Source organism: Streptomyces atriruber (assembly GCF_001418325.1).
In the GTDB taxonomy this organism is placed as follows: domain Bacteria; phylum Actinomycetota; class Actinomycetes; order Streptomycetales; family Streptomycetaceae; genus Streptomyces; species Streptomyces atriruber.
The window spans coordinates 1-6,827 of record NZ_LIPN01000500.1; the positions used below are offsets into that span (position 1 = coordinate 1).

At 74.2% G+C, this 6,827-nt stretch carries 5 protein-coding genes and 2 pseudogenes; 6 read left to right on the forward strand and 1 reads right to left on the reverse strand.

What is annotated here, in order from left to right; all coding sequences use genetic code 11:
• Positions 1 to 79: pseudogene (locus AOK03_RS45285) on the forward strand (YqgE/AlgH family protein); the annotation flags it as partial.
• A gap of 140 nt (positions 80 to 219) precedes the next feature.
• On the opposite strand, the gene AOK03_RS37000 reads toward AOK03_RS45285, so the two are convergent.
• Positions 220 to 1,074, reverse strand: a complete 855-nt coding sequence (locus tag AOK03_RS37000) for a LysR family transcriptional regulator (RefSeq protein ID WP_055569761.1) — start codon at positions 1,072 to 1,074, stop codon at positions 220 to 222.
• Positions 1,075 to 1,185: 111 nt separating this feature from the next.
• On the opposite strand from AOK03_RS37000, the gene AOK03_RS37005 reads away from it, so the two are divergent.
• The 5 genes and pseudogenes from AOK03_RS37005 to AOK03_RS43615 form a co-directional block, all read left to right on the forward strand.
• Positions 1,186 to 2,370 carry an MFS transporter gene (locus AOK03_RS37005; RefSeq protein ID WP_079075197.1) on the forward strand — a complete coding sequence of 395 codons (1,185 nt, stop codon included), beginning with the start codon at positions 1,186 to 1,188 and terminating at the stop codon, positions 2,368 to 2,370.
• 15 nt (positions 2,371 to 2,385) lie between these two features.
• Positions 2,386 to 2,682: a DUF3039 domain-containing protein gene (locus tag AOK03_RS37010; protein WP_033263869.1), complete on the forward strand. Its 297-nt coding sequence runs from the start codon at positions 2,386 to 2,388 to the stop codon at positions 2,680 to 2,682.
• 143 nt (positions 2,683 to 2,825) lie between these two features.
• Positions 2,826 to 4,451 carry a beta-N-acetylhexosaminidase gene (locus AOK03_RS37015; protein WP_055569762.1) on the forward strand — a complete coding sequence of 542 codons (1,626 nt, stop codon included), beginning with the start codon at positions 2,826 to 2,828 and terminating at the stop codon, positions 4,449 to 4,451.
• Between the two features lie 292 nt (positions 4,452 to 4,743).
• The gene (locus AOK03_RS37020; protein WP_055569763.1) at positions 4,744 to 5,649 is read left to right on the forward strand and encodes an FAD binding domain-containing protein; all 906 of its coding nucleotides are present in this window, start codon (positions 4,744 to 4,746) and stop codon (positions 5,647 to 5,649) included.
• Positions 5,646 to 6,827 (forward strand): annotated as a pseudogene (locus tag AOK03_RS43615) (hypothetical protein); the annotation flags it as partial. The gene AOK03_RS37020 and the pseudogene AOK03_RS43615, both read left to right, overlap by 4 nt.

Consider the following 6,827-nt stretch of genomic DNA (forward strand, 5'->3'; position numbering starts at 1 on the left):
GTGGCGGGCGGTGCTGCGGCGCCGGCGCAGCGAGCTGGCGATGGTGGCGACCTATCCGGACGACCCGTCGTTGAACTGAGCGGGGTCCGGGCGGGGCGCCCGGGGTCCGTCTGTGTGTGGGGGCCCTGCTCCCGCTTGGCGTTGCGGGGTGAACGAGCGGGCGGGTGGGGACCATCCGCCCGCGGAGCGGCGGGCTTGTTGCTGCTGGCCCGCGTGGGGCTATGGGGTCTGGCCGAAGTAGCGCTCGGCCAAGGGGTGCGCGTCCCTCGTGGGGATCGCCAGGTGCACGGTCACGGGCGGGGCGTTCTTCAGGCGTACGCAGCGCAGCGACGGGTGGGGGTGTCTGCGGGCCACCGGTTCGGGGGCGATGCCCACGCCGTGGCCCGCGGCGACCGCTTCCAGCCACTCGTCGAGGTTGTCGGCGGTGCAGGCGAGCCGGGGCCTGCGGTCCACGGGCCACAGCTCCGGCCCGGTCGTGCCGGTCACCGTGTTCACGACCAGCGGCAGGTCGGCGAGTTCCGACCAGTCGACCACGCGGCGCCCCGCCAGCTCGGCGGCCCCGCGGGCGACGACGGCGATGCGCGGCTCCCGCAGCAGCACGCGCGTGCGGACCGGGGCGCCGGACGGCACGTCACCCCGTACGACCGCGACGTCGCACGCGCCCGAGGTGAGCCCGGCGAGCGGCTCGTCGCGCCGCACCAGCCGTACGCCCGCGCCGGTCGCGGCCTTGAAGGCGGGCACGAGCTCGGCGCAGGCCTGCGGCAGGAGCGAGGTGAATCCGAGCCGCAGGAGAGGGGGCTCGCTGCCCGCGGCGCGCAGTGCTCCGTCGATCCGGGAGAGCAGCGGCGCCAGCTCGTCGCGCAGCCGGCTGCCCGCCTCGGTGAGTTCGACGCGTCGCGTGGTCCGCTCCAGGAGGCGGGTGGCGAGGGCGTCCTCCAGGGCCCGCACGGTCCGGGTGAGCGTGGGCTGTCCGATGCGCAGGGTCGCGGCGGCGTGCGTGAAGTTCAGTTCGTCGGCGACGGCGAGGAAGCCTCGCAGGTGGCGCAGCTCGACGCCGTCCGGTACGTGATCCATGCCGCCCCAGCATAAATGGACGGCGCAGGCATTTCCCCCACGATGCGGAGGCTGCCTACGTTTCCCACTCGCCGTGCGAAGCGGCGCGAGGAGACAGGGGAGTTGAACGCCGTGCGCAAGGTGTGGCTGTTGATGGTGGGGTCCTTCACGCTGGGGCTCGATGCTTATGTGATGGCGGGGCTGCTGCCGGTGGTCGCCGACGACCTGGGGACGACCGTCTCGCTCGCCGGGCAGATGGTCACCGTCTTCACCCTCGCGTACGCGGTGAGCGCGCCGCTCGTCGCCGGGCTGCTCTCCGGGGTGCGGCCGCGCGTGCTGATCGTCGCCGCGCTGGCCGTCTTCACGCTCGGCAACGGGCTCACCGCGCTCGCGCCCGGCCTCGCCGTGCTGCTCGTCTCCCGCGCGGTGGCGGGGGTCGGCGCGGGGGTCTACTCGGCGCTGTCCACGGCGGCCGCCGCCTCGCTGGCGGGGCAGGAGCGCCGCGGGCGGGCGCTCGCGCTGGTGATGGGCGGGATGAGTTCGGGCACGGTCCTCGGGGTGCCGCTGGGCGTGCTGCTCGCCGACCACACGTCGTGGCGGGCCACGATGTGGCTGGTGACGGGGCTCGGCGCGGTCGCGCTCCTCGGCCTCGCGGTGGGGCTCCCCGAGGTGCCCGCCGCGCCCTCGGTCCCGATGCGGACGCGGCTCGCGGCGCTCGCCGACCGGAAGGTGCTGCCCATCGTCGGCGTCTCCTTCCTCGGTGCGGTGGCGAGCCTCGGCCTCTACACCTACCTCGCGCCGGTGCTCGCCTCGTCGGGCGGCGTGGGCGAGGGCCGGGTGGCGCCCTATCTGTGGGCGTGGGGGATCGGCGGGGTGCTCGGCAGCGTCGTCGCCGGGCCGCTCGTGGACCGCACCGGCCGGGTGTTCGCCCTCGTCACCGGGATCGTCTCCACCCTGGTCGTCGCGATCGGCGTCCTGCCGCTGCTCGGCGCCGCCGCCTACCCCGCGCTCGTCGTCTGGGGCGCCGCGGGCTGGGCCTTCCAGGTCCCGCAGCAGCACCGCCTCCTCGCCCTGCGCGCCGAACGCGGCACGGTCGCCCTCGCCCTCAACAACTCCGCGCTGTACCTGGGCAGCGCGGTCGGCTCCGGGGCGGCCGGGCTCGCCCTCGCGGCGGGGCTCGCACCCGAGTACCTGCCCTGGGCGGCGGCCGCGGTGGCGGCGGCGGGTCTGGCCCTGCACCTGCCGCAGCGGGACTCCGCGCAGCCCCCGGCCGTCGCCTCTCCCGACACGGCCGCTGCCGGGACGCCCCGGGCGTGAGTACCCTTGGCCGTTATGAGCACTCTTGAGCCCGAGCCCGAGCGCGGGGCAGGTACGGGGACCCTCGTTGAGCCGACACCTCAGGTGTCGCACGGTGACGGCGACCACGAGCGCTATGCGCATTACGTCCAGAAGGACAAGATCATGGCGAGCGCGCTGGACGGCACGCCCGTCGTGGCGCTCTGCGGCAAGGTGTGGGTCCCCGGCCGCGACCCGAAGAAGTACCCCGTCTGTCCCATGTGCAAGGAGATCTACGAGTCCATGGGGGCAGGAGGCGACAAGGACAAGGGCGGCAAGGACGGCAAGAAGTAGGTCCTTCCGGTCCTTGACGAGACCCCTTCCGGTCCCCGACGAGACCCTTTCCGGTCTCTGACGGGACCCCTTCGCCCGAGGGGCGTTGCGCCTGCCGCAACGCCCCTTTTGCGTTGTGCAATCGCGTGACAGCCTACGGTTTCATGACCTTTGAGCACCTCATCCCGGCGCCCGCACGCGCCGAGGCCACGCAGAGCTCGTCCTTCGTCATCGACGCCGCCACGACCCTCTGGGCCGGTCCCGGCACCGAGTCCACCGAGCGGTGGCTGCGTGCCGCGCTTGGCGGCGCGCTCGGTCTGTCCCTCCACCCCGGCCCCGACGGCGCCGCCAACTCCCTTGCCCTGCGCGTCGACGACTCCCTGGAGCCGGAGGCGTACAGGCTCACCGTCGACGGCGACCGCGTCGAGATCCGCGGCGGCGCGGCCGCCGGTGTCTTCTGGGGCGCCCAGACGCTGCGTCAGCTCCTCGGCCCCGACGCCTTCCGCCGCGCGCAACTGCGGCCCGGCGCCGAGGCGTCCGTCCCCGCGGGCGTCATCGAGGACGCGCCCCGCTTCGGCTGGCGCGGCATGATGCTCGACGTCTCCCGGTACTTCATGCCGAAGGAGGGGGTCCTGCGCTACCTCGACCTGCTCGCCGCGCACAAGCTCAACGTCTTCCACTTCCACATCACCGACGACCAGGGCTGGCGCGTGGAGATCAAGCGCCACCCGAGGCTCACCGAGGTCGGCTCCTGGCGGTCCCGCACCAGGTGGGGCCACCGCGCCTCGCCCCTGTGGACGGAGCACCCGCACGGCGGTTACTACACGCAGGACGACATCCGCGAGATCGTCGCGTACGCGGACGCCCTGCACATCACCGTCGTCCCGGAGATCGACATCCCCGGGCACTCGCAGGCCGCCATCACCGCGTACCCGTACCTCGGCAACAGCGACGTCGTCGACACCGAGGCGATGGAGGTCTGGGACAGCTGGGGCGTCAGCCCGAACGTCCTCGCCCCCACCGAGGACGTCCTCCGCTTCTACGAAGGGGTCTTCGAGGAGATCCTCGACCTCTTCCCGTCCACCTTCGTCCACGTCGGCGGCGACGAGTGCCCCAAGGACCAGTGGAAGGCCTCGGCCACCGCGCAGGCCCGCATCAAGGAGCTCGGGGTCGGCGACGAGGACGGACTGCAGAGCTGGTTCATCCGGCACTTCGACCGCTGGCTCGCCGACCGCGGGCGCCGGCTCATCGGCTGGGACGAGATCCTGGAGGGCGGCCTCGCCGAAGGCGCCACCGTCTCCTCCTGGCGCGGCTACCGGGGCGGCATCGACGCGGCCAAGGCGGGCCACGACGTCGTCATGTGCCCCGAGCAGCAGGTGTACCTGAACTTCCGGGAGGACGGCGGCCCCGACGAGCCGATGCCGATCGCCTACGTCCGCACCCTGGAGGACGTCTACCGCTTCGAGCCCGTCCCCGACGAGCTCACCGAGGAGGAGGCGGCCCACGTCCTCGGCACCCAGGCCAACGTCTGGACCGAGGTGATGGAGCACCAGGGACGCGTCGACTACCAGGTGTTCCCGCGCCTCGCGGCCTTCTGCGAAGTGGCGTGGCGCAGGCTGCCCGCCCCGGCCGAACGTGACTTCGCCGACTTCGAACGGCGAATGACCGCTCACTACCCGCGACTTGACGCCCTGGGCGTGGACTACCGCCCGCCGAGCGGTCCTTTGCCGCGACACCTGCGCCCCGGCGTGCTCGGACGCCCGATCGAGGGGGCGCCCCCAAACGTGTGAGCAAGGTGTGAGCAGGGCCCCGGGTGCGTGCTTCCGGCGGTCCGCGCCGGGAGCGCGGGCCGCCGGAAGCCGTGCGAAATCGCCACATCCGCCTGGTTCGAGGACGAATGCCTCCTAGCGGACCCCCGCGTCGGGGCCCGGGGAAGATGTGCCAGAGTTGCCACGTCCGGGTTGTGAGCACGTACCGTACGGCGGAACAGGCGTAACGGTGACACGTCGCGAAACGGCGAGCACTTCACATACGCGATGTACGTGGAGTACGCGGCCGGGCATCGGGAAGGGGCAGCCGGTTTTGAGCACGCACGCGCCGCAGGCGGCACAGGCACCGCAATCGGTGACGCTGCCCGCCACGCTGGACGAGGCAGTGGCGGCGCTCGCCGCCATGCCCGCCGCCGTGCCCGTCGCCGGCGGCACGGACCTGATGACCTCGGTCAACTCGGGACAGCTGCGCCCCGCCGCCCTCGTCGGCCTCGGCCGCATCAGCGAGATCCGCGGCTGGCAGTACCAGGACGGCCACGCCCTGCTCGGCGCCGGTCTCACCCACGCCCGCATGGGCCGCCCCGACTTCGCCGCGCTGATCCCCGCCCTGGCCGCCGCCGCGCGCGCCGCGGGCCCGCCCCAGATCCGCAACGCGGGCACCCTCGGCGGCAACATCGCGTCGGCCGCGCCGACCGGCGACGCGCTGCCCGTCCTCGCCGCGCTGGAAGCCGTGCTGATCATCGCGGCCCCCGGCGGCGCCCGCCGGGAGATCCCCGTCTCGCACCTGCTCGCCGGCATGGAGATGCTCCGCCCCGGCGAGCTCATCGGCTTCGTGCGCGTGCCCCTGCTGCACGCCCCCCAGGTCTTCCTCAAGGCGACCGGACGCACCGGCCCCGGCCGGGCCACGGCCTCCGTCGCGCTGGTCCTCGACCCCGCGCGGCGCGGGGTGCGGTGCGCGGTCGGCGCCATCGCGCCCATGCCGCTGCGGCCACTGGAGGCCGAGGAGTGGGTGGCCTCTCTGATCGACTGGGACGGGGAGCGGGGCAGCCTCGTCCCGGAGGCGGTCACCGCCTTCGGGGAGTACGTCGCCACCGCGTGCATCCCCGACCACCCCCCGGCGGCCGACGGCACCGAACAGCCGCTCGCGCCCGCCGTACTGCACCTGCGGCGCACCGTCGCCGCGCTGGCCCGACGAGCACTGGGGAGGGCGCTGTCGTGAGCGACGACCGGCACGATGGGCACGATGGGAACACGGCCGACGGCGGTGGCTGGCAGCCGCATCCGCAGGGCGAGTACGACTCCGACGCCACGGCGTTCGTGCAGCTCCCCGAAGGCATGCTGGACGCCCCGCTCGCCGCCCCCGGCCATGGCTACGTACCGCCGCAGATAACGGTCAACCCCACCGCCGCCGACGCCACCGACCCGGCCGCGACCGGCGCCTGGGTCATGCCGCCCGAGGTGACGGGCGCGGTCCGCTGGCCCGAGGCGGGTACGGCACAGGAGCAGCCCGAGCCCCACGCGCACACGGAGCCGCACGGCTACGACCCGCGGGCGACCGGCCAGTGGAGCTTCCCCGAGGCGGAGCCCGCGGCGCGGCAGCAGGCCCAGACCTACGGACAGGAGTACGGCCACCAGTACGGGCAGCCGGCCCCGGCTCCCTCGCCCGGCGCCTCCGACGTCACCGGGCAGTGGTCGATCCCGGTCGCCGACGGTGATCTACCGGACGAATCGGGCGAGTTCACGGCGTCCTCGCTCGCCGCCCAGTGGGGCGGCACGCCTCCCGCGACGCTGCCCGGCGGCGCTGCCGCGCCCTGGGCGACCGGGGCGGGGGCCGGTGCGCCCTGGGGCGCGCAGTCGCAGGAGGTCGTGCACGAGCCCGTGCTCGACGTTCCGCAGGAGAGCTACGCCCCGGAGCCGGAGCCGGAGCCGCAGCCGCAGGTGGTTGCCGAGCGGGAGCCGGAGCCGGAGAGCCGGTTCGAGAAGACGCAGTTGCTGCGGGCGATCAGGGTGCCGTCGGAGGAGCCGCCCGTCGCGGAGCCCGAGCCCGAGCCCCTGCCCGTGCAGGAGGCCGAGCCCGAGCCGGAGCCCGTCCCCGAACCGGTCGAGGAGCTCGCCGAGCCGGTCGAGGTCGCCGAGCCCGCTGAGCCCGTCGAGTCCGTCGAGTCCGTCGAGGTCGCGCCGGAGCCCGAACCGGCTGTCGAGGCCCCGGAAGCAGCCGAGTTCGCGGACGTGGCGGACGTAACGGACGTGGTGGACGTGGTGGACGAGGCGGTCACCTCGCCCGAGGCCGCCACAGCCCTCGCCGTCGCCGAGCCCGACCTCACGGAGCCCGCCCGCACCGAACCCGACCCCGTCGCGCTCGACACCGCCGATTCCGACTCCGAGCCCGGCCCCGAC

Excerpts from the sequence above, each read along its gene's own strand:
- AOK03_RS37000 (WP_055569761.1), bottom strand. The coding sequence starts at position 1,074 with ATGGATCACGTACCGGACGGCGTCGAGCTGCGCCACCTGCGAGGCTTC.
- AOK03_RS37010 (WP_033263869.1), top strand. The coding sequence starts at position 2,386 with ATGAGCACTCTTGAGCCCGAGCCCGAGCGCGGGGCAGGTACGGGGACC.
- AOK03_RS37015 (WP_055569762.1), top strand. The coding sequence starts at position 2,826 with ATGACCTTTGAGCACCTCATCCCGGCGCCCGCACGCGCCGAGGCCACG.